The organism is Halomonas sp. KM072 (genome assembly GCF_050710315.1).
Classification (GTDB): Bacteria; Pseudomonadota; Gammaproteobacteria; order Pseudomonadales; family Halomonadaceae; genus Vreelandella; species Vreelandella hamiltonii.
In genome coordinates this window covers 2,767,264-2,788,754 of sequence record NZ_CP136132.1, presented here as the reverse complement: position 1 = coordinate 2,788,754, position 21,491 = coordinate 2,767,264, and the positions used below count along the sequence as shown (strand labels likewise).

Here is a 21,491-nt window from a genome sequence, read left to right as displayed (position 1 = left end):
AGATGGCGAGTGGTTTTCTCTTGTAGAATCAAACTGTTCCTGCCAGAACACGATTCAAGAGGACCACTCGCCATGGGTGAAAGCCTATCCATCTGGACGCCCTCCTGCAACGGCGCTGTGCGTGTCGAGTTGAGCGGCCAGCGCACCACCAGCGACAGCGGCGCTTTGCTGCTGCGTGAAGCCCTCGACAACAGCGGCGTGATCGAGGCGCTGGAAGACAACCTGGTCGACCTCCGCAATCCGCTACGCGTCCGCCACTCACTGGCCAGTCAGCTGCGTACCCTGGTGCTGCAGCGCGCGATGGGCTGGATCGACCTCAGCGGTACCGACACGCTGCGTCGTGACCCGCTCTGGCAGTTGGCCTGCAGTGATGCGCGTGGTGTTGGTGGTGCAGGAACGCCCCGATGACCTGCTGCTGCATGCCTTCTTCCTGGTCACCAACCTCGGCAAGTTCGACTGGCCGCCGGAGAAGATCCTGGCGCTCTACCGCAAGCGCGGCAGCGCCGAAGCGCACATGGGCGAGGTGACGTCGGCACTCGACGTGCACCTCTCGTCGACGGATCGCGGCGCCTCCACCGTCCAGGACGTGATGGCGCGCAACGAGGTGAGCCTGCTGCTGAGCCTCTACGCGTATCAGATCCTGCATGGCTTGCGCTGCCTGCTGGAGCGGCAGACCCGGCAAGGCTGGAGTCTGAGCCGGCTTCGTGAGCAAGTGCTCAAGACCGCCGCCACCTTGTCGCTGCACGCTCGGCGCATCACGGTTCACCTCGGCGCCGCTGCCGACAAGTGGTGGCCGACGCTGCTGAAGGGGCTGCCGAAGCTGACCGCACTAAGCTGACGCTCCTGCGAGACCACCACAGCACCAGAAGTCGAACGGCCGCAGGGGCGGTCGGCGATCACGGCTGCTTTGAAGGTCGAGACTCATTCCTGGAGGTTATAAATCGGCGAAAGAAACGCAGTGTTCGGGCATTACGAAGCAGGCGCTCACGCCGGAAAAATGCCGATGGCACGTAGCTTCAGACTGCCCGATCAGAGCCCTCGTGAATGAGGCGGGTATAAGTGATTAAAGTTTATCGTTGGGTGAAGCCCATGCGGCGTGCTGATTAAATACCTTGGCCATAGCGTCATCCAGAATACGCACAATATTGTCAATATCCCCTTCGCTAGCGATAAGAGCAGGGCTGAAATTGAGAATGTTGTTATAGCCGCTCATGCTACGGTTGGTTCGACCAATCAGTAGCCCGCGCTGCTTACATTCGGCGGCAATGGCAGTGGGAATACGCTCATGAACAGGAACTTTGGTGACTTTATCTTCCACCAGCTCAATACCTGCAAAAAGTCCCATACCCCTGACGTCGCCTATCATCGGATAGTGTTCAGCTAATGTGCGGAAACCGTCTAATAGCCGCTTGCCCATACGGGCGCTGTTATCTACTAAATTTTCGCGCTCAATGATTTCCAGGTTGGCTAATGCGGCTGCCTGGCCCGCTAAACAGCCACCGAAGGTGGAGATATCACGAAAATAGCCCAGAGTATCTTCCTCGCTTTCCTGTAGAAGGGCGTAAACGTGCTCGCTGGTGACGGTGCACGAAATGGCCGCGTACCCAGACGCAACCCCTTTGGCCATAGTGACAATGTCTGGCTGAATGCCAAAATGCTGGTAACCAAACCATGCGCCTGTACGCCCCAGGCCACAGACGACTTCGTCCATGATCAGCAATACGTTGTGCCGCTGGCAAATGTCGCTGACATGCTGCCAGTATCCTTCAGGGGGCGTGATGATGCCTCCGCCAGCTGTAATCGGTTCAAGAATCACAGCTCCGACGGTGTCTGGGCCCTCCTGTAGGATAACGTCTTCCAGTGCTTGGGCGGCACGCAGCCCATAGTGTTCGGCCTCTGGGTACTGATTGCGATACTCACAGCAGTGTGGAATAGCAATAAAATCAGGCACAAAAGGCCCGAAGTGGTCGCGTCTTTCGTTCTGCCCGGATGCACTTAGTGTGGCAATGGTCGTACCGTGATAGTCGCGGTCGCGGTAAAGTATCTTGTGTTTTTTGCCTTGATAATGTTTTTGACTGATCTGGCGTACCATCTTGAAGGCTTTTTCATTGGCCTCGGAGCCTGAGCTTGAATAATACACCCGGCTGAACCCAGGCATCTTTTCCAGTAGGCGAGTGGCAAACCGAGTGGCGGGTTTGCTAGCCATGGAGCCGGCGAAATAGTTGAGTTCTAGCAGCTGTTGGTACATGGCATCGGCAATTTCACGGCGCCCATAACCGACATTGGTTACCCAGACCCCTCCGGCCGAAGCGTCTAGGTATTGATTGCCGTCACTGTCCCAGAGTTGAAGCCCCTCACCGCGTACAAACATAGGGACACCCTTTGCCGCTGCGGCTCCAGGCGTCAGATGGTGCCAAACATGCTGTTGATCCTGATTCTTTAGGTCTTCCAGCTCGCAGGTTTCTGGCTGTGCTGTCGGTGTGCTTTCTGTCAGCTTTATCATGATGTACTCCTGGTTAGGTATCTTGTGTTTGACGATAAACAGAAAAGGGTGACCAGGACTGGGTCACTGGCATGACTTCAAGGTGGTTGATGTTTAGATGAGCGGGCAGATTAGCCAGCCATAAAATGGTCTCTGCAACATCTTCCGGCTGTATGGCCTCAGCGCCTTCATAGAGTTGTTGGTAAGCTTGCTGATCACCGCCTGTGCGTACTAGCGTGAATTCACTTTCTGAAAGGCCTGGGGCCAGGTTGGTGACGCGCACGCCGGTGCCAGAGAGATCGCAGCGTAGTGCGTGAGAGAACTGATCGACGAATGCTTTGGTGCCACAGTAGACATTGCCGCCAGGGTACGGCCAGCGCCCGGCAATCGAACCTAGATTGATAATGCTAGCGCCCCGGCCATGGTCAATCAGAATGGGAAGAAGGGCATGGGTGATGCTGGCCAATCCTGAGATATTGGTATCAATCATCTGTTTCCAGTTATCGAAATCACAGGCCTGGGCAGGCTCGGTACCAAGCGCCAGCCCAGCATTGTTGACTAGCACCTGAACCGACTGGTGGGAGGCTGGCAATGTCGCTACCGCATTCTGGACGGCCTGACGGTTGCATACGTCCAGTGTCAGAGTGTGAACGGCACAATATTGAGCAAGCTCCTCTTTCAGGGCGTTCAAACGCGCTTCCCGACGGCCAGTCAGTACCAGTGACCAGCCTGCCTGTGCAAAGCGTCTGGCGGTTGCCAAACCAAATCCGGATGTTGCACCGGTAATAAAAATGACGGGCATGTATATCTCCTTGAGTTCACGAAACGATAAATACACGGTGGCTCTTGCGGACAAGTGCCTGAATAGCAACCTAACGCCCTCGGTGAATCCGCACATCGCCTTACGGCATTGCAGCGCCGGAAGCTCCTGGCCACAGCTCACTCACCAGAATCCATAGCGCCATCACGATCAGTAGCGGGCTGACGCTTTTACGATAAGAAGCAGGTGGAAAACGGTGGAAACAGTACTGCCCTAACCAGGCGCCCATCAGTGCAGCAGGCAATAACACGCCAGTCATGATGAAGGCTGATAAGGGCACGGCACCGTTAAAGCTATAACCGAACAGTGCTGTACTGCTGGCCGCGATAAAAAAACGATGGCGGTTGCTCTGGCTTGGGTGGCATCCAGTGTGGTGTGCATCAGATAAAGCATTAGAGGAGGCCCACCGGCAGATGCCACTGCCATGGCTAACCCTGACGCCGCCCCGGCAGGAACCGCCATGGCCTTGTCGCGTCTGCGAGAGCGGCTTATAAGGCCCGTAGGTAAAAACGTCGCCACAGCGCCGATCAGGCAAAGCCCTGAAATAAGCAGTTTGGCAGCGTGATAAGGCAGCGATGTCATCACGAGGGTGCCCAGTAAAGACATGCCAAACATGGCGGGTACTAGGCGGGCCAGCAGTGTTCTGTCTGCCGCTTTCCAGGCGCGCCGGGCCAGCCCTAAAGCGCCCAGAATATCCAGCATCAGTACCACTACGATGACTTGTAGTGGGGGAAGGAGCCAGAGCAGCCCCAGTGCCAACGTCATGGCAAAACCAAAGCCGGTATAGCCGCGAACCCCGCCCGCAAGAAGTGCCAGCAATGTTCCCGGTAGCAGCCAGTGGGCGTCTGTCATGATGTGGTTCCCCTCAGTGTCGTAGTCTGTGACCTTAGCGGGGAATAGTGTCTGAGGTTTAGGGCCAGTTGCGCGTGGCCGATGTGACATGATGCTGTTCAGCAGGTGATAACTGAGATAGGGGCATGATCAAGCCAAGTTAACGTGCCAGCACCTTAGCCAGGGTTGTAATCCCCGGTACGATTTGGCGCTGGGCTATGGCTTGGAACCCAAGGCGCAGAAAGTGGCGCGGAGGAGCCGCATCAAAGAAGTGCTGAAATCCGGGTTCAATCAATACACCCTGTTGAGCGGCCTGCCAAGCAAGCCTCTGTGTATCTATGTCAGGAGTAGCGCTCATCCAGAAGGCGCTGGCTCTGGAATGACTGCAGCAGGCAAGGTCCGGAATATGGCGCTGTAGTGCTTCGCGCAAAATGTCCCGGCGCCGGTCGGTGTCGTCGATGTGTGTTCTTAGATACTTCTCGTAATACCCCTGAGCAATGAATTGAGCAACTTGATGTTGAATATTCGCTGGTGGATGACGATACATCAGCCGCCTCAACGCACGCATTTCATTAATGAGTTCAGCGTCGGCAACGACATACCCAAGCCGCAGGCCTGGCGCAAATGCTTTGGATAAACTGCTGAAATAAATGACGCGATGACCCGCAGAGCCAGCTTTCATGGCGGGCAAAGCTTGTTTATCACCATGCAGTTCTGCGTCATAGTCATCTTCTAGAATGACTTGATCATGGCGCATCACTTGTGCCTCAAGCGCTCGGCGGCGAGCCAGCGTCATCCTAACACCGGTCGGAACTTGATGACTGGGGGTCACATAGAGGTAATCACACCGGCTTGATAGTTGATCAATCACCATGCCTTCTCGGTCAACATCATGGAATACCAGCTGCGCACCGCAATGCTGGAAAATATTGGCAGCTTCTTTATACCCTGGGTTTTCCATGCCGACATGGCTGTGTGAGTCCAGCAAGAGCTGAGAAAGTAGAAAAAGCGCATTCTGCGAGCCTAGGGTGATCAGAATTTCATCCTCTCGGGCAAAGATACCCCTTCGAGGTAGGACACGCTGGCGCAACTGCTCGATCAGCAAAGGGTCGTCCTGATCAATGCAGTCATTCAGCCAACTTTTCTCTCGGGTGGCGCCCAGCAGCCGCCGTGTAATGCCACGCCATTGTGACAGTGGAAACTGTTGTGGATCTAGCTGGCCATATATGAAGGAGTAAGGGTAAGCGTGCCAGTTGCTTGGCTTTAATACTCCTTCAAAATGGCTAGGACGCTGCTTGAGTCTGGCGTTCCATAGTGGTGCATAATCAGTGGTATTTGCATTGACGTGATGCCGTGTCCTGTTTTGGCAAGAGGAACTCTGTGGCGGTCGATGTGACGCTTTCCCCGATGAATGGTCGAAATGATAGTTCGGGTGCAGATAATAGCCACTGCGTGGTCGGCTGATGATATAGCCGTCATCAGCAAGCGTTTCATACACGATAGCGACAGTGTTTCTAGATACCCCGAGTTGCTTGGAGAGCTTGCGGCATGAGGGCAGAGCCTCATTGTCAGGCAAACTGCCAGAATGAATGGCATCAAGCAGTGCTGACCTCAGTTGTTCCTGCAGACAACGGTCTGTGTCTTTGTGCAGTGTTAAGCCGAGAATCATAGGGTCACTCCTTTCCGTAACACTGTTGCAGGCAGCAACGCTGCCTTCTCGGGCGATAGCCCGTTATGCCCATGCATGATGCGTGCCATGAAGCTGTCCATATCTTGTCAGGTAACTGGCTCTAAGCAGATGGTGATGAAAATTCTAAGGTGGTGGCACGGTCAGCGTTTCCATGGCGGCTGGCAGCTTGATTGAACAATGCCTTGAGCAGGCGTCTTGCGGAGAATTCACCATGCAGCTTTTTAATCTTCTTATTGATAAATCACTAACCCGTAAGCTCGTCGCATCAACGATGCCTAGAGCCTTCAGAAGGGGCGCTGTACTAGCCATAGGAAGTCTGGCAATGAGTGCCTCTGTGGTGGTGCTGGCGGCAGATCTTCCGGAAATCGAGGAGCGTGGTTACATGCGTGTTGCCACTGAAGATAACTATGCACCTTTCAACTTCATGAATGGCAGTGATCCGGATGGCTTTATCGAAGATGTGCTGACCGAGCTTGAAGCGTACGCTGACTTTGAAATTCGTCAGGAAATCCTGCCCTGGACAGGCTTGTTGGCTGCCGTGTCGAACGGCCAGTACGACGTGGCAATTACCGGAGCATCGGTTTCGGATGAGCGCTTGCGGGTCTTCAATTACGCGCCACCGTTTGCCTCGGCACAGCATTTTTACGTTAAGCGCGCAGGCGATGACCGTATCAACAGTGTGGCGGACCTTGATGGTATGACGGTTGGCGTGCAAGCGGGGAGTGTTCTGCTAAGCCGTTTGCCTGAGCTGGAGGCCATGCTCGAAGAAACCGGCGGTGAGCTGGGAGATGTCATGGAGTATGAGGCCTACCCGGAAATCTATGCTGACCTTGCCAATGGTCGGCTGGATTACGTCATCAATTCGGCGGTACCTGTAAATGATCTTATAAGTACGCGTGGTGATGTATTCGAGGCGGGGCAGGCGGTATCCGGGCCGGGGTTTGTTGCCTGGCCGGTACCCAAGAATAGCCCTGAACTTCTTGCTTATCTGACGGACTTCATGGCTCACCTTAGAGAGTCAGGACGCTTGTACGAACTACAAGAAACCTGGTTTGGTGAGTCGTTCGAGGAGCTACCTACTACCCCAATAATGAGTGTTGAAGAGTTTCATCAAATGGCTGGCATGTAACTGCCAGTATCATTAATGAACGAGTCTTTAACGCCAATGGCTGGCGGGCTACCCGGCTTAAGGCCGGGTTCCTGTGACACAAAGAGGGGTCTCGATCATGGATAGTAGCGCTTGGGGGCTGTTGCTTCAGGGAGCATGGACAACAGCCTGGATATCTGCCGTCTCTATTGCACTTGGTGTGGTACTGGGCCTCATTATTGCCCTGATACGTTTGGCAAGGTTGCCTTTCATACATCAGCTATTGGGCACCTATATCAGTATGGCAAGAGCCACTCCGCTGGTTACCCTTGTGCTGTTTATCTTTCTCTCAGGCCCTACCTTCGGTATTAACCTGGATCGCAATGTGGCGGCCATCATGGCCTTGACGCTAAATACTACGGCGTTCAATGCAGAAATCTGGCGCTCAGCCTTTAACAACTTTTCTAATGACCAGCGTGAAGCCGCGATGGCAGTGGGGATGACACCCTGGACGTATTTTCGACGCATCATGCTACCTCAAACGGTGATCACCAGTTTGCCTAATCTCGTCAACGAAATGTCTTTTCTAGTGAAAGGCAGTCCCGCCATTGCGGTAATCGGAATTGTTGATTTGACACGTGTGACCAACCGTATTTCAGCGGTGACCTATGATCCTTTGCCGCCGATTCTGGCAGCCGCTCTATTGTATATGGCGATTATCGGATTCCTGGTATGGGGTCAGCGGATCGCTGAGCGTAAGGCAAACCGATTAGCTATGTAAGCCATTGTATTAATGCCTGATGTGTCAGGGGGGAGTATGAGCAACTGGGAAATTCTATGGTCGTCCCGCGATGTGTTCTGGCAAGGGTTTGGAAATACCGTCACCATCTTCGTCATTTCCGCGATTGCTGCTTTTTTATTGGGAAGCCTGCTCGTCTTTATGATGGAAGGCGCCAGGCCTCGGCTGAAGAAGCCACTACGCATTTTCATTGATGGTATGCGCATGCTGCCTTTTCTGATTCTGGCGTACCTTTTCTATTATGGTCTACCCAGTCTGGAAATACGCTTAAGTGCCTGGCAGGCGGGTGTGTCAGCCTTGATTCTTTATCATGGTGCCTATTTTGCCGAAATCTTACGTGGCAGCCGGGTCACCTTGTCCAGTGGACAGGAAGAGGCCGCAACGGCGCTGGGGTTTTCACGTCCGGCCATGTTCATACGCATTATATTGCCACAACTCGTTCTCCGCACCAGAGGGGTGATGGGAAACCAGCTGATTATCCTGCTTAAGGACACAGCCTTTCTGGTGATCATCACCGTGAGGGAGTTGACGGCTGCTGCTAATAGCCTATCAAGCACCTACTTTATCCCTATGGAGGCCTTTATTGTCGTGATTGGCTTCTACTGGGCGATCAGTTTAATGCTTGAGCAAAGCATCCGCCTGCTGGGGCGCCTTGGTGAAAAAAGAGGTTTTAGCAATGCCTGAATATTCTGAAGTGAGCATCAACAATCTATCCAAAAGTTTTGACGGTACAGAAGTCCTCAGGGATGTCAGTCTCGATGTTAGCCGTGGCGAGGTGGTCAGTATTCTGGGGTCTTCAGGGTCAGGCAAGTCCACACTGCTAAGGTGTATCAACTGGTTGGAAGTGCCTGACCGGGGCGAGATACGTATTAACGGAGAGCGTATCGGGGTCCGTGAGGACTCCAGCAAACCGATGACTCGACGAGAGCTGGCCAAAGTACGCACTCAGCTGGGCATGGTTTTTCAGGGATTCAATTTATGGCCGCACCTTTCGGTACTCAAAAATGTGACCGAAGCACTCATCTATGTTCAAGGCTTGAAAAAAGAGGAAGCTCGGGAACGTGGAATGGAATTCTTACAAAAAGTAGGAATGGCAGAAAAGGCGGACACATATCCGTGCACGCTTTCTGGTGGACAAAAACAGCGGGTCGCCATTGCGCGTGCGCTGGCTATGCAACCTAAGGTCATGTTGTTTGACGAACCCACATCCGCACTAGACCCTGAGTTAGTAGGTGAAGTGCTGTCGGTGATGCGTGACCTGTCGCAGGAAGGCTATACGATGATTATCGTCACGCATGAAATGGATTTTGCCCGTAACGTTTCAGATCAAGTGGTGTTTCTGGACAAGGGAATCATTATTGAAAAATCGGCGCCGGATGTGTTTTTTAATAATCCTGGTAGTGAACGGGTTAGGCGGTTCCTTGAGCTGGATAAGGCCAGCTGACATTTCATCCCGGCTTATTCACGAGGCCGGCCTGAAAACGAAGATGGCGAGTGGTTTTCTCTTGTAGAATCAAACTGTTTCTGCCAGAACACGACTCAAGAGGACCACTCGCCATGGGTGAAAGCCTATCCACCTGGACGCCCTCGTGCAACGGCGCTGTCCGTGTCGAGCTGAGCGGCCAGCACACCACCAGCGACAGCGGCGCGCTGCTGCTGCGTGAAGCCCTCTGGAGTTATTGTCAAATCCTGTGTACGGCAAGTCAGGCGGCAGTCCTGTCTGGCTGATCGGTCAAGGGCTCGCCGCCCTTGAACTGGACGTTGTTCACGACCAGCTCCAGCTTGTTGAACCCCTTGATCCGCTTCCAGCGCTTCTGGGCGCTCTGAAGCAGCTTGAAGACCATCGCCAGGGTCGTCGCCCTGGAGCCGCAATTCCGGCTCCGCTTGCTCCGCAGGCGGACCGTGGCGAAGGTCGATTCGATCGGGTTGGTGGTGCGGATATGCACCCAGTGCTCTGCCGGGTAGTCATAGAATGCCAGCAACTCCTCCCGATCCTTGGCCAGGCACTCCATGGCTCTGGGGTACTTGGCCTCGAAGCGTTTCACGGTGCGATCGAAGGCCTTGTGTGCCTCGTCGCGGGTCTCGGCCATCCAGATCTCGTGAAGGTCGGCCTTGACCTTGAGCTGCACCGATTTTGGCAGCTTGTTCAGTATGTTGGCGGTCTTGTGGACCCAGCAACGCTGGTGGTCGGTCTCCGGGTAGACCTTGCTCAGCGCGGCCCAGAAGCCATGGCGCCGTCGCCGACCGCCAGCTTGGGGGCCGTGGTCAGCCCCCGCTCGCGTAGCCCCGTGAGCAGTTCTTTCCAGCTGGCTTCCGACTCGCGTCGCCCATCCTCGACGGCCACCAGCTCCTTGCGGCCCTGCTCGGTAACACCGATGATCACCAGCAGACACAGGCGGTCATCCATGCGCACGTTGCTGTAGACGCCGTCTGCCCACCAGTAGACGTAGCGCTGCTCTGATAGGCCCCGCTTCTGCCACTCGGCATGCTCGGTCTCCCACTGCTTCTTGAGCCGGGTCACGGTGGTGGCCGAGAGCCCTTTGGCCTGGTCACCCAGCAGGGCTACCAGGGCCTCTTGGTAGTCGCCAGTCGAGACCCCCTTCAGGTAGAGCCAAGGGATCAGCTCCTCGATGCTGCGGGCCCGCTTCAGGTAGGGCGGCAGCAGCGTAAGCGTTCATTCCACGACGTTCTGCCAACCTGCTGAAAATCGCCCTAAAGTAACCTCACACTTTCCAACACGAGGTTACCCCCATGAGAAAGCACCGCACACCCGAACAGTGGCAGGCCCTGGTTGATCAGCAGCGTGACAGCGGCCTCTCGGCTTCGCAATTTTGCAAACAAGAGAACATTGGTTACGCCAGTTTCTGTAACTGGCGCAAGCGTCTGTCCGATCCGTCGACCAATGATTCGGCAGGATCCAGTCAAGCCGGTTTTCTGGATCTCTCGTCGTTGATGGGCAACTCCCCATCCTCCGGCCCAGGCTGGCACATTGTGCTCAGCCTGGGCAACGGCGTTGAACTCCGGCTGAGCCAGCACGGATGATCGGACTCGATAGCCAGGCCCGCATCTGGCTGTGCACCGAGCCCACCGACATGCGCAAATCGTTCCGGGGCCTGAGTGCCCTGGTTCGGAATCAGTTGAAGCACGACCCGCTCAGCGGTCAGTATTTCGTCTTCGTCAATCGGCGCAAGACCCAGATGAAGATGCTGTATTTTACGACCACCGGTTACTGCCTGTGGGCCAAGCGCCTGGAACAAGGGCAGTTCCGGGTGCCGTTATCCGCCTCCGGTCAGCGCCCCCTGACATTGACGGATCTGCAACTGCTGATCGATGGCATCGAGGTGCAGAAATACCGCCAGTTCAAGCGTTTTCGAGGGGTATAGAAGACGGACTTCCGGTATAATATGGGCCATGAATTCAACGGCTTCCGCATCCCAGTCCAACGCACCTTCCTACTCGGCCCTGGCCGAGGAGAATGCCCTGTTGCGGGAGCAGTTGGGCGCTCAGGCCGAAGCCATTCGTCAGTTGACCCATCAACTGGACTGGTTCAAGAAGCAGCTGTTCGGCCCCAAATCCGAGAAGCAGGTGTTTGACCTGCCTGGGCAGGATAGCCTGTTCGCGTCGGATGACGCCCCGGTTCCGGCGCAGCCGCCGAAAAATGAGAAGCGCACGGTTAAAGCCTATCAGCGTGGCACTGGCAAGAAACAGCGGGACGACGACTGCCTGAACGACACCGGCCTGCGCTTTACTGCCGATGTGCCGGTAGAAGTGGTTGAGCACCTGCCGCCAGAGCTGACCGGCCCGGAGGCCGATCAGTACGAAGTGATTGGCAGCAAGACTACCTTCCGGCTGGCCCAGCGGGCCTCCAGTTATGTGGTGCTCAAGTGCGAACGCCCGGTGTTCCGGCGTAAGGGCAGCGACAAGCCCATTACCACGCCAGCCCCGTTCAACGTACTGGATAACAGCCTGGCCGATGTCAGCCTGCTGGCCGGGCTGCTGGTCGACAAGTTCCAGTTCCACTTGCCGCTGTATCGTCAGCACCAACGCATCCGGCAAGCCGGCGTCACCGTCAGTCGCAGCACCCTGACCAACCTGGTCAAGCGGGCCATCGACCTGCTGCGACCCATCGTGGATGCCCAGACCGACAACGTGTTGCGCAGCCGGGTGCTGGCGATGGATGAAACGCCCATCAAGGCCGGCCACCAGGGGCGCGCAGGCCCGCAAAAAGGCAAGATGAAAACCGGCTGGTTCTGGCCGTTATACGGCGATGCCGACGAGGTGGTGTTCACCTACTCGAACAGCCGTGGTCGCGCCCACATTGAACAGGTACTCAGCGAATCGTTCAGCGGTACCCTGATCAGTGACGGCTATGCGGCCTATGCCCGTTATGCTGCAGCCCAGGAGAACGTCGCCCATGCCCAATGTTGGGTGCATGGTCGCCGCTATTTTATCGAAGCACAGAAAGATCATCCTGAGACCGTCACCGAGGCCCTGCAACGGATCGCGATGCTGTATCGGAATGAAGAGGCCATCAAAGCTCAGGGGCTAACTGGCGAGAAGAAACGCCAGTACCGGTTGGATCACTCGAAGCCGGTGGTCAGCGACTTCTTCCAGTGGTGCCGGGATCAGTTGGCACAAGGCGGCCTCGTGCCCAGCGACCCACTGACCAAGGCCCTGAACTACGTTCTCAGCCGGGAAGCCAGCCTGACCGTGTTCCTGGAAAACCCGGACGTGCAGCCAGACACCAACCACCTGGAACGGGCTTTGCGGCCCATTCCCATGGGCAAGAAAAACTGGATGTTCTGCTGGACTGAACTGGGTGCGGAACACCTGGGTATCATCCAGAGCCTGATCAGCACCTGCAAGCTGCACGATATTAACCCCTACACTTACCTGGTGGACGTACTGCAACGCATCAGCCAGCACCCGGCCCTTGAAGTCAGCGACCTGACGCCCCGACTCTGGAAAATCCGGTTCGCCGAGAATCCACTACGGGCGCTGATCGATCCACGTCATCCTGATCGCCAGAACCCACAGCCGGAGGCCACCGTTCATGCGCATTGAAGACATGAGCATCGACCAGTTGCTGGAACTGAACCAGTATATCTGCCGACGCATTGATGAGCTCCGGGATCAGGAAAATCTCCAGGCGCTGAGTCAGTTGCGGGTTGGCTTGAAGGTGACCTTCGAGGGCCGGGAAGGCCCGGTATTGGGGATCGTCACCAAGATCAACCGCAAGAGTGTGATCGTGCTGGGGGAGGATGGCAGGAAGCAATACAAGGTCTCGCCGGAGTTATTAAGGCCCCTCCGTGACGTGAAGTAGGTCAACTACGTCTTGGAATGAACGCTTACGCAGCAGCGCGCTGCTGAAAGTTACCCCGTCGCCACTGCGGTCACGGACCCGGGGCACCTTGACCTCGACGTCGCCGATGCCAGTCTGCACCGTGCGCTCGGGCAGGTAGCCGTTGCGCACCACGGCGCGGCGGCCGTCTTCCAGTGTCTTGTTGGCATATAGCTCCAGGAACGTGCTCAACTCTGCGCCCAGCTGCATCAGCTGAACATTGATGGCGTGGTCGCATGCAAGGTGCCAGCGGCGTGGATCCCTCACATTGCGCGGCCGATAGTCAACGGCTGCTGCGTGCCAGACCAGGTGCTCTTGAACCTGGCGTCGCTGAAGCTCGCTAAGTTCAGCACTCCATCATCATCAATCCGGCGGCCTACACCCATACCTCGGTGGCGATCCTCGATGCTCTCAACGCCTTCGAGGGGAGGGTGATCGAGGTGCACCTCTCCAACGTCCACCAGCGCGAGAGCTTTCGCCACCACTCCTACGTCTCGCTGCGCGCCGACGGGGTGATCGCGGGGCTCGGCAGCCAGGGCTATCGCGCCGCCCTGGAGGCGGTGATGCGCCAGCCCGGCTGAGGCCGGGCGTCAGTCGCGGCGGGGCTCGCGCTGGGCCGGGTCATCGCCCCTGGCCTCGTCACCCTTCACCACATAGTCCCCTTCCAGCACCTGCTGCTCGCGGTAGCTGCCGTCGGCGCCGCGGGTCTCGCGGTAGCGGGTCTCCCGGTAGTGGAAACCGCTGCCGATGTCCTCGGCCTGGTCGGCGCGCATCTTCTCCATGCGCTTCTTCAGCCGGTAACGCAGCAGCGGCATCAGCGCCCAGCCGAGCAGCAGAAAGAAGAGCCCCAGCACCATGGCGACGATCATCATGGCGCCGAACAGCAGCCAGGCCAGCAGCATCTTCAGGCTGCCCAGCAGGCCTTGGGGGCGCGCCTGGCGAGCGCGGGCCTGCCACTGGCGGGCGGCCTGCCAGGCCGGGTTGTGGCGCGGATCATGGGGATCGCTCATGACAACTCCTATCGGTGACTGCCCCCTTGGAGCCCGGGGCGGCGGTTTCGTTCGGCTGGCCCGCTTCTTGCTTTGCTTAGGGCGAGGCTGACACCGGCCTCATCCCCGCATCCCAGCAGAAGGACGCCCGCCATGCAAGACAACCGAATCCTCGAACTCGCCTACGCCATTGCCGAGACCACCCGCGACAAGGTCGGCGCCATCGAGTCGATCATGCGCGAGACCGAGATCCTCGCCCTCAATGCCCGTATCGAGGCGGCCCGAGCCGGAGCGGCGGGGGCCGCCTTCGGGGTGGTGGCCGAGGAGATGGGGCGGGTCTCCGGCAGCATCAGCGGCATCGCCCGAGGCTTCCGCGGCGAGGTGGAGGCCCAGGCCCGGCGCCTTGAGGAGGCGGGCACCGAGATGCTCACCGAGCTGCGCGGCCAGCGCTTCACCGACCTGGCGTTGAATGCGGTGGAGATCATCGACCGCAACCTCTTCGAGCGCTCCTGCGACGTGCGCTGGTGGGCCACCGACAGTGCCGTGGTGGACGCCGTGGAGACGCCGATGGCGGACCGCCGGGCCCATGCCAGCGCGCGCCTGGCCACCATCCTGCGCTCCTATACCGTCTACCTGGATTTGTGGATCACCGACCGCCAGGGCCGGGTGATCGCCAACGGCCGCCCGGACCGCTACCCGGGAGTCGTGGGCCATGACGTCGCCGGCCAGGCCTGGTTCCGCCAGGCCCTCGCCACCACCAACGGCGACGACTACAGCGTCGCCGATATCGCCCGGGAGCCGGCGCTGGACGATGCCCCCGTGGCCACCTATGCCACCGCCATTCGCCGCGGGGGCCGCCACGACGGCGAGGTGCTGGGCACCCTGGGGATCTTCTTCGACTGGGCGCCCCAGGCTGAGGCGGTGGTGCAGGGGGTGGGGCTTAGCGAGGAGGAGCGGGCGCGCAGTCGGGTGATGCTGCTCGACGCCGAGGCGCGCATCCTCGCCGACTCCCGGGGCCAGGCCGCTCTCAGCGAGCGCTACCCGTTGGCCACCGAGGGCCGCGAGCGGGGCTATGGCCAGGAGAAGGCGCGCCTGGTGGCCTTTGCCAGAACCCCGGGTTACGAGACCTATGCCGGCCTGGGCTGGTACGGGGTGATCGAGTACACCGAGGTGCCGCCGGAGGGCGCCAAATTGGTGCATGAGTCATCGCTTGTTGAGTGAAAATGGTGCAGTCATGGGCCCGGTGGCTCGGTGCTCGTTCGGTATTCTGGGTGTATCATTTGGCCTGGTAGCCAGCCCGCTGGCATTCGCAATGGAGGAGCATGAAGAGCACCCCACTGCGCCGCAGGAAGAAACCACACAGGATGATCAAGGCTCATTCAACTCTTTCGATGCTGATCAAGAGCAAGGTGCCACCAACGACGGTGTGACCACCGAGTACGAAGAGGAAGAGCAAGAATTCACTTATGAAGAGGAAGAAGAAGAGCAGGATCAGTGGGAGACTGAAGAGGAAGACGATTCTGGCTGCTGACACTCCCCGCCCGCCGCGCTTCGCGCTTTGGGCGAGGGTTCTGAGATCACCCCCAGAACCTTCCTGCTTCCACACGCCTTCACTAGATAGCAGCTAGGCCGCTGTCCTCCGCTCCGGTCGCTCCACAGGCTAACCCCGCCAGCCCGGCGGTTTGTATATTCCTGGCCGCGTTGATGTCGCGGTCAATGGGATAGCCGCAGCTTTCGCAGTGCCAGTGACGTTGCGACAGCGGCAGTTTCTCAACCTTGTAGCCACAGCCATGACACCGCTTGCTGCTGGGGAACCACTGGCTCACTTTCACCAGTTGGCGCCCCGCCCAGGCGGCCTTGTATTCCAGTTGCCGGACGAACTCACCCCACCCGGCATCGCTAATGGATTTAGAAAGCCGTCTATTCTTGATCATACCAATGATATTAAGTGACTCGACGCACAGGACTTGGTTTTCGTTAATGAGTGCGCGGGTCGCTTTGTGGGTGGCGTCACGGCGACAGTCGGCGATCTTGGCATGTAGCCGTGCCACTTTCCGGCGGTGTTTGTTGCGGTTGTTTGAACCTGTCTGTTTTTTCGCCAACCGGCGCTGCAAGCAGGCCAGCTTCGCCTCGTAGCGTTTCAGATGACGCGGATTGCCCGATTTTGCGCCGTCACTGGTAATGAACAAATCGCTCAAGCCAAGGTCAATGCCGACCGTTTTGCGCGTGACCGGAAGCGCTTTTGGCACGAAATCACACAGGCAACTGATGAAGTAGCGTCCAGCACGATCGCGTGAAATCGTGATGGTAGAGGGTGCAGAGGGTAGTGACCGACTCCATCGGATGGGTAACGGCGTCTTCGCTTTTGCGATAGTGATCTCACCATCCCGATAGCGGAACGCGGCCTTGGTCAGCCGGATCGACTGCCGGCAATCCTTGCGCTTGAAACGTGGGTAGCGCGCCTTGAGCTTTGGGTTGAAGAAGTTGTCGAAGGCGGCTTTCTGGTCGCGGAGCGTTTGCTGCAGGATCACGCTGGAAACATCCCGCAACCACGGAAACTCCGCCTTTAAGCCCACCAGTCGCTTTTCCGCCGATGAGTGCGAGACCGATTCACCGCGCTGCTGATACGCCTCGGTGCGATAGGCCAGGGTATTATTCCAGACAAAACGGGCACACCCGAACGACTGCGCCAGCAGCTCAGCCTGTTCGGAGGTGGGGTAGAACCGTTCTTTGTAGGCACGCTTTGTCATGCTGTATAAATATCAGGGTAATGAGGCGAAGTCAATCTGGCACCGCTACGCGGTGCGCGCTTGTATCACCGCCCGACTGGGCGATGCTTTACGCGCTGTTTGGTAATCCCACGGCCACTTAAGGGAGTAACTTCTACTTCGGCTCAAGGATGAGCCACGCAGCGCCCCGCCAATTGCGGGGCGCTGTTGCGTTTGGGTTATCGTGTCATAGAGGCGAAGCGTGGAAGGGAAATGCGCATGAATGCGCTATGGTAAGAGACGCATCTTCACAAAACCCCTTCGCTATGACCCTGACCCTGACCACGAACACAAGGACGTGCCCAACGTGTTGAATTGGAAAGAGCTTCCCCAGCTGCCTCGCGCCGAAGGGCGTATCGAAGCCATCGACCTGGCACGAGGTATCGCCATCGGGCTGATGATCGTCAGCCATGCGGTGAGTGGTTTGGTCGGCATACGCAACGTACCGGACTGGGGCATGGTCCCCGTTCACTTCATCACCAAGTTTTCATCGTCGCTGTTCATTCTGGTGTTCGGTATTGCCCTGGCGGTGGCCTTTTTGGCCCATACCCAAAGCGAGGATTGGCCCAAAAGGCGCCTCAAGCTTTGGGTGCGCGCCTTGGAAGTGTGGTTCTGGTACAAGGCCCTGACCATCGTCGAGATGCTGCCTTACTACTCCCCCGCCGACATCGTCGATACTCTGCTGTATGGCCGCTTTGCCATCTGGGTCGAAATCCTCGGATTTTATGCCATTGCCCTGTTATGGGTGCCGCTGTTGCTCCCCCTGTGGGCACGAACGCCTCTGTGGGCGCGGCTCGGAGCCATTGTGGGGCTGACCGCGCTCTCGGCCTGGCTTCAAGGGCTGAGCTTCGGCGGAAACGATATTCTCAAGGCGCTGCTGGTGGATCATGAAGACCACTACACCTGGGGCCAACTGAGCCGGGCACCGCTGGTGCTGGCGGGGTTGTTGATGGGGGAGGCCCTGCTGCGCTGCTACTTCGATGTGGCGCTGCGCCGCCGTTTGGTCGGCGTATTGGTCGTGGTAGGGGCGCTGATGGTGGCCGGTTTCTACGGCCTGGCCATCAGCGCTGGAGATGTCGATGCCGCCATGCTGGCGATTGCCAACAATGCGGGCAAGCACCCGCCAGGGCTGAAGTTCATGCTGTTCAGCGTGGGAGGGGCGCTGGTGCTACTGGGCCTGGCATTGGCAGGCGGCGCCATGGCAGCCAAGGTGCTGCTGCCGCTGACCGTGGTGGGCAGCGATGCCCTCAAGGCCTTCATATTTCACATCGTGATGATTTTTCTGGTGCTGCGCTTTTTGCTGGGGGCCGAAAATGTCCTCTCTTATCCACAGGTGCTCGGCGTGGGCGGGCTGTTGATTCTGGGGGCCGCCTTGTGGATAGGGCTGACCCGCTGGGTGGTCCGACATAAATAGCCTGTACGAGAATAGGCAGTGCAACGAGCCGTAGATGGGGAGGCAAGGTTTGAGACGTTTCAAACGCTGGTGGTTGAGTATGGTGCTGGGCGCGCTGCTGCCGATGGGGCCGGTCGTTCTGGCAGAGACTCACGGGCAGGCGCATGGTTATGAGACGAACTGGTACTACGAAGTCGACAAGCAGAGCCCTTGGCAGGGCAGCCTGGATGCCCGGATCGCGGCCATCGAAGAGGCATTCGGTGGCGAGCTGGGCGTCTACGTGCAACAGCTGACGAGCGGCGAAGCGTACTCATGGCGTGCCGATGACCCCTGGTATCTTGCGTCGTTGGTGAAAGTCCCGGTGGCCGCGGAAGTATTGGCGCAGCGCCAGGCGGGCACGCTGTCGCTGGATGAGCGGATCACGCTCTCGCGCAGCGACTTCGTGGATGGCGCCGGGCCGGTCAACTGGCACGACCCTGGCACGCCCATTTCCATCCGCTACCTGTTGGAGCAGATGGTGACGGTCAGTGATAACACGGCCACGGACATGCTGATCAACCGCGTGGGGCTTGCCGACGTCAACGCCCGTGCTCGGGCCATGGTCGCGGCCAGCGGCGGGCACCCCGAGCAGTTGGGGCCCATCAGCCTGCTGGTGGGTGTGCGCCAGGGCGTGTACGGCCAGCTGCACCCGCAGGCCCGCCAGCTGGGCGGGCTCGATTTCATGGCGCTTCGCCAGCACAGGCTTGGCCAGCGCCCCGCGGCGCTGGCCCGGACGCTCGGGGTATCGCCCAGCAGTTTCGCGCAGCCAGACTACGACAGCGCCTTCGATGCCTACGAAGCCAGTGGTGAAAACGTCGGCACACTGCGTGCCTACGGCGACCTGCTGGCCAGCCTGCACCACGGAGGCATGGACAACCTCGACCGCGAGCAACGGCAAACCCTGCGGGAGGTCATGCAGCGCACCCGCTCTGGCGAACAGCGGCTCAAGCGTGGCATGGGCCGCGAGGTGACCTTTGCCCACAAGACCGGCACCCAGCACCGCCGCAGCTGCGATGCGGGCATCGCCACCCGCGATGGCGCCCCCCCGCAACACTGGGTCATCGTCGCCTGTAGCCGTGGCCCGCTGGCGCTGAGTGCCCACGAGCAGGCGTTGACCCGCGTAGGTGAAGCATTACACGACAGCGGCGTGATAAACTGACCCGCCGTTTTGGGTTGAACCGTTATCAGGTTGAATATTAAGGAGTTGACCATGGCCCGCGCTAGCGCACGTCATATTCTGGTAAGCAGTGAAGAGCAGTGCAACGCACTGAAACAAGAGATCGAAAACGGCCGTGACTTTGCCGACGTGGCCAAGCAGCACTCCAGCTGCCCTTCTGGCCGTCAGGGCGGCGAGCTGGGCAGCTTTGGCCCCGGCCAGATGGTGCCGGAGTTCGACAAAGTCGTCTTCAGCGGTGAGTTGAATACCGTGCATGGGCCGGTTCAAACTCAGTTTGGCTATCACCTGCTCGAAATCACCAGCCGCAGCTAAGGGCGCCCAGCGCCCGTAAAGCACCGCGGCGTTCCCGCCGCGGTGTGAGGAACACGCCTTGAACGACCCAATCATTGCCATCGAAGGCCTGAACAAAACCTACTCAGGAGGCTTTCAAGCGCTTAGCCGTGTCGATCTGACCATCGCGCGCGGTGAAATCTTTGCCTTGTTGGGCCCCAACGGCGCCGGCAAGACCACCTTGATCAGCGTGGTATGCGGGCTGGTCAATCCCAGCGAGGGCCATGTTATCGTCGACGGCTTCGACAGCGTGCGCGATTACCGCCAAGCCCGCGAGCGAATTGGCCTTGTGCCACAAGAACTCACCAATGAAGCGTTTGAAACGGTGTGGAACACGGTGAGCTTCAGCCGTGGCCTGTTTGGTAAATCCCCCAACCCCGCCCATATCGAAAAAGTGCTCAAGTCTCTATCGCTGTGGGATAAACGCCACAACCGCCTGATGACCCTCTCCGGTGGCATGAAGCGGCGCGTGCTGATTGCCAAGGCGCTCTCTCACGAGCCGCGCATTCTGTTTTTGGATGAGCCGACCGCCGGGGTGGATGTCGAGCTGCGGCGGGATATGTGGAACGTGGTACGCGGGCTGCGGGACGATGGTGTGACGATCATTCTCACCACCCACTACATCGAAGAAGCCGAAGAGATGGCCGACCGCATCGGGGTCATCAATCGCGGCGAGATCGTGCTGGTGGAAGAGAAAGCCGCGCTCATGAAAAAGCTGGGCAGCAAGCAGCTCACCCTGCAGCTACACAGCCCGCTGGCGGAATTGCCGCCCGCACTGGCGCAGGAAGCGCTCAGCTTGGCCGCCGACGGTCATGAGCTGGTGTACACCTACGATGGCCGTCAGGAAGAGGAGGGGCGAGGGATCTCTACCCTGTTAACGCAGCTAGAGCAGGCGGGCATCAGCTTTAAAGATCTACACACCCGGCAGAGCTCGCTGGAAGATATCTTCGTGGACCTGGTGAAGGAGCGCTCATGAACCTCTATCCCGTTCGTGCGATTTACATGGCGGAAATGGCCCGCACTCGCCGCACGCTGCTACAGAGCGTTGTCTCACCGGTGATCTCTACCTCGCTCTACTTTGTGGTGTTTGGCGCGGCGATTGGCTCGCGGATTACCGAAATTGGCGGGGTGAGCTACGGCGCGTTTATCGTCCCTGGTTTGATTATGCTGATGCTGCTGACCCAGAGCGTCTCGAACGCCTCGTTTGGCATCTTTTTCCCCAAATTCTCCGGCAGCATCTATGAGATTTTGTCGGCGCCGATCTCCTATTTGGAGATTGTTGTGGGCTACGTAGGGGCGGCGGCCTCGAAATCGATACTGCTAGGGCTGATCATTCTCGGTACGTCCAGCTTCTTTGTGCCGCTTGAGATCGCCCACCCGTTCTGGATGCTGACGTTTTTGGTACTGACTGCCGTCACCTTCAGCCTGCTGGGCTTTATCATCGGCATCTGGGCGGATGGCTTCGACAAGCTGCAGCTTGTACCGCTGCTGGTGATTACCCCGCTCACGTTCCTGGGCGGCAGCTTCTACTCCATCGATATGCTGCCTCCGTTCTGGCAAACCGTGACCCTGGCCAACCCCGTGGTGTACCTGGTGAGCGGATTTCGCTGGAGCTTTTATGGCATCAGTGATGTCAGTGTGGGCGCCAGTATTGCGATGATCCTGTTCTTTTTAGCCGTCAGCCTGGCCACCATTGCCTGGATTTTCCGCACCGGATACCGGCTGAAGCCCTGACGTTTCACGTT

21 protein-coding genes and 5 pseudogenes are annotated in these 21,491 nt (G+C 58.1%); 18 read left to right on the top strand and 8 right to left on the bottom strand.

The genetic code is table 11. The annotated features are described in order from the left end of the window. Window positions 1-33 precede the first annotated feature (33 nt). A pseudogene (locus tag RVM26_RS13205) lies at window positions 34-838 on the top strand (transposase). A gap of 225 nt (window positions 839-1,063) precedes the next feature. Here the strand turns inward: RVM26_RS13205 and RVM26_RS13200 are convergent. The 4 genes and pseudogenes from RVM26_RS13200 to pdxR form a co-directional block, all read right to left on the bottom strand. After that, window positions 1,064-2,503, bottom strand: coding sequence for an aminotransferase family protein (locus RVM26_RS13200; RefSeq protein ID WP_498939075.1), 1,440 nt, complete (start codon window positions 2,501-2,503; stop codon window positions 1,064-1,066). Between the two features lie 13 nt (window positions 2,504-2,516). After that, window positions 2,517-3,284: a Rossmann-fold NAD(P)-binding domain-containing protein gene (locus RVM26_RS13195; protein ID WP_498939073.1), complete on the bottom strand. Its 768-nt coding sequence runs from the start codon at window positions 3,282-3,284 to the stop codon at window positions 2,517-2,519. A 100-nt stretch (window positions 3,285-3,384) separates the two neighbouring features. Next, a pseudogene (locus tag RVM26_RS13190) lies at window positions 3,385-4,067 on the bottom strand (sulfite exporter TauE/SafE family protein). Between the two features lie 226 nt (window positions 4,068-4,293). Beyond that, the gene (pdxR, locus tag RVM26_RS13185; RefSeq protein WP_498939071.1) at window positions 4,294-5,802 is read right to left on the bottom strand and encodes an aminotransferase-like domain-containing protein; all 1,509 of its coding nucleotides are present in this window, start codon (window positions 5,800-5,802) and stop codon (window positions 4,294-4,296) included. Between the two features lie 232 nt (window positions 5,803-6,034). Here pdxR and RVM26_RS13180 point away from each other — a divergent pair, with 232 nt between their 5' ends. The 5 genes from RVM26_RS13180 to RVM26_RS13160 all read left to right on the top strand — a co-directional run bounded on the left by RVM26_RS13180 (window position 6,035) and on the right by RVM26_RS13160 (window position 9,437). Continuing rightward, on the top strand, window positions 6,035-6,952 hold the full coding sequence (locus RVM26_RS13180) for a type 2 periplasmic-binding domain-containing protein (RefSeq protein ID WP_498939070.1): 918 nt from the start codon (window positions 6,035-6,037) through the stop codon (window positions 6,950-6,952). A 97-nt stretch (window positions 6,953-7,049) separates the two neighbouring features. After that, window positions 7,050-7,691, top strand: coding sequence for an amino acid ABC transporter permease (locus RVM26_RS13175; RefSeq protein ID WP_498887786.1), 642 nt, complete (start codon window positions 7,050-7,052; stop codon window positions 7,689-7,691). 36 nt (window positions 7,692-7,727) lie between these two features. Beyond that, complete coding sequence (locus RVM26_RS13170; RefSeq protein ID WP_498939068.1) at window positions 7,728-8,393, top strand: amino acid ABC transporter permease; 666 nt, start codon at window positions 7,728-7,730, stop codon at window positions 8,391-8,393. Further along, window positions 8,386-9,153 (top strand): amino acid ABC transporter ATP-binding protein, encoded by a 768-nt coding sequence (locus RVM26_RS13165; RefSeq protein ID WP_498941756.1) that lies wholly within the window; start codon window positions 8,386-8,388, stop codon window positions 9,151-9,153. Before RVM26_RS13170 ends, RVM26_RS13165 begins: the two co-directional genes overlap by 8 nt. A gap of 113 nt (window positions 9,154-9,266) precedes the next feature. Then, window positions 9,267-9,437: a hypothetical protein gene (locus RVM26_RS13160; protein ID WP_498941803.1), complete on the top strand. Its 171-nt coding sequence runs from the start codon at window positions 9,267-9,269 to the stop codon at window positions 9,435-9,437. Here RVM26_RS13160 and RVM26_RS13155 read toward each other — a convergent pair. Beyond that, window positions 9,413-10,377 (bottom strand): annotated as a pseudogene (locus tag RVM26_RS13155) (IS256 family transposase); the annotation flags it as partial. The gene RVM26_RS13160 and the pseudogene RVM26_RS13155 overlap by 25 nt on opposite strands. A gap of 83 nt (window positions 10,378-10,460) precedes the next feature. On the opposite strand from RVM26_RS13155, the gene tnpA reads away from it, so the two are divergent. Genes tnpA through RVM26_RS13135 form a run of 4 tightly spaced genes read left to right on the top strand, consistent with a single transcriptional unit; the run spans window position 10,461 to window position 13,032 of the window. Beyond that, window positions 10,461-10,751, top strand: coding sequence for an IS66 family insertion sequence element accessory protein TnpA (tnpA, locus tag RVM26_RS13150; RefSeq protein WP_498938318.1), 291 nt, complete (start codon window positions 10,461-10,463; stop codon window positions 10,749-10,751). Further along, window positions 10,748-11,092, top strand: a complete 345-nt coding sequence (gene tnpB, locus RVM26_RS13145; RefSeq protein ID WP_498939066.1) for an IS66 family insertion sequence element accessory protein TnpB — start codon at window positions 10,748-10,750, stop codon at window positions 11,090-11,092. Before tnpA ends, tnpB begins: the two co-directional genes overlap by 4 nt. Window positions 11,093-11,120: 28 nt before the next feature. Beyond that, window positions 11,121-12,773, top strand: coding sequence for an IS66 family transposase (gene tnpC / locus RVM26_RS13140; RefSeq protein WP_498939064.1), 1,653 nt, complete (start codon window positions 11,121-11,123; stop codon window positions 12,771-12,773). After that, complete coding sequence (locus RVM26_RS13135; protein ID WP_113862548.1) at window positions 12,763-13,032, top strand: hypothetical protein; 270 nt, start codon at window positions 12,763-12,765, stop codon at window positions 13,030-13,032. Before tnpC ends, RVM26_RS13135 begins: the two co-directional genes overlap by 11 nt. Here RVM26_RS13135 and RVM26_RS13130 read toward each other — a convergent pair. Continuing rightward, window positions 13,021-13,386 (bottom strand): annotated as a pseudogene (locus RVM26_RS13130) (transposase); the annotation flags it as partial. The gene RVM26_RS13135 and the pseudogene RVM26_RS13130 overlap by 12 nt on opposite strands. Before the next feature lie 17 nt (window positions 13,387-13,403). Here RVM26_RS13130 and RVM26_RS13125 point away from each other — a divergent pair. Next, window positions 13,404-13,631, top strand: a pseudogene (locus RVM26_RS13125) (type II 3-dehydroquinate dehydratase); the annotation flags it as partial. 9 nt (window positions 13,632-13,640) lie between these two features. On the opposite strand, the gene RVM26_RS13120 reads toward RVM26_RS13125, so the two are convergent. Next, complete coding sequence (locus RVM26_RS13120) at window positions 13,641-14,060, bottom strand: hypothetical protein (RefSeq protein WP_110070219.1); 420 nt, start codon at window positions 14,058-14,060, stop codon at window positions 13,641-13,643. 132 nt (window positions 14,061-14,192) lie between these two features. Between RVM26_RS13120 and RVM26_RS13115 the strand changes: the two genes are divergently transcribed. Continuing rightward, window positions 14,193-15,260 carry a cache domain-containing protein gene (locus RVM26_RS13115; protein WP_463004840.1) on the top strand — a complete coding sequence of 356 codons (1,068 nt, stop codon included), beginning with the start codon at window positions 14,193-14,195 and terminating at the stop codon, window positions 15,258-15,260. Then, complete coding sequence (locus RVM26_RS13110) at window positions 15,238-15,570, top strand: hypothetical protein (RefSeq protein ID WP_498939061.1); 333 nt, start codon at window positions 15,238-15,240, stop codon at window positions 15,568-15,570. The genes RVM26_RS13115 and RVM26_RS13110 overlap by 23 nt, the downstream gene beginning before the upstream one ends. A gap of 82 nt (window positions 15,571-15,652) precedes the next feature. Here the strand turns inward: RVM26_RS13110 and RVM26_RS13105 are convergent, their stop codons facing one another. After that, window positions 15,653-16,789 carry an RNA-guided endonuclease InsQ/TnpB family protein gene (locus RVM26_RS13105; RefSeq protein WP_498939059.1) on the bottom strand — a complete coding sequence of 379 codons (1,137 nt, stop codon included), beginning with the start codon at window positions 16,787-16,789 and terminating at the stop codon, window positions 15,653-15,655. A gap of 241 nt (window positions 16,790-17,030) precedes the next feature. On the opposite strand from RVM26_RS13105, the gene RVM26_RS13100 reads away from it, so the two are divergent. The 5 genes from RVM26_RS13100 (at window position 17,031) to RVM26_RS13080 (ending at window position 21,480) form a co-directional block, all read left to right on the top strand. Next, entirely contained in the window at window positions 17,031-18,221 is a 1,191-nt protein-coding gene (locus RVM26_RS13100; RefSeq protein WP_498939057.1) for an acetyltransferase domain-containing protein, read from the top strand. Window positions 18,222-18,324: 103 nt separating this feature from the next. After that, window positions 18,325-19,398: a serine hydrolase gene (locus tag RVM26_RS13095; protein WP_498941754.1), complete on the top strand. Its 1,074-nt coding sequence runs from the start codon at window positions 18,325-18,327 to the stop codon at window positions 19,396-19,398. Window positions 19,399-19,449: 51 nt separating this feature from the next. Further along, window positions 19,450-19,728, top strand: coding sequence for a peptidylprolyl isomerase (locus RVM26_RS13090; RefSeq protein WP_498939055.1), 279 nt, complete (start codon window positions 19,450-19,452; stop codon window positions 19,726-19,728). Window positions 19,729-19,786: 58 nt separating this feature from the next. Then, a complete protein-coding gene (locus RVM26_RS13085; RefSeq protein WP_287806142.1) occupies window positions 19,787-20,722 on the top strand; it encodes an ABC transporter ATP-binding protein in 936 nt (311 codons plus the stop codon). Then, window positions 20,719-21,480, top strand: a complete 762-nt coding sequence (locus tag RVM26_RS13080; RefSeq protein ID WP_287806145.1) for an ABC transporter permease — start codon at window positions 20,719-20,721, stop codon at window positions 21,478-21,480. The genes RVM26_RS13085 and RVM26_RS13080 overlap by 4 nt, the downstream gene beginning before the upstream one ends. Window positions 21,481-21,491: the final 11 nt, after the last annotated feature.